The organism is Burkholderia sp. SIMBA_051 (genome assembly GCF_046534915.1).
Lineage (GTDB): Bacteria > Pseudomonadota > Gammaproteobacteria > Burkholderiales > Burkholderiaceae > Burkholderia > Burkholderia ambifaria.
Genome location: NZ_JAWRXS010000733.1, coordinates 1 through 244, shown reverse-complemented (window position 1 = coordinate 244; position 244 = coordinate 1). Strand labels below are relative to the sequence as shown.

Annotated in this window: 1 pseudogene; it reads right to left on the bottom strand. The window is 63.9% G+C overall.

The annotated features are described in order from the left end of the window. A pseudogene (locus tag SB771_RS36395) lies at positions 1 to 244 on the bottom strand (LuxR family transcriptional regulator); the annotation flags it as partial.

Below are 244 nucleotides of genomic sequence, written 5' to 3'. Positions count from 1 at the left end.
GCCGCAAGCTGATGCAGCGATAAACCGAGCCCAAGCGTCTGCGCGAGGATGCTGCTGTCGATCCACTTGTTCCTCGGGTTCATCGACGTGAAACTGACGATCACCTGGAAACCGCTCGATGGAACCGGCAGGCCGAGCATGATGCCCGAGCGCATGCCGTCGGCGTCCATCTCCTGCAGGAAGCGGTTCGCGCGCGGATCGCGGCCGCGGCTCCTGCACGCCTTGTTCAGTTGCGACAGGTCCC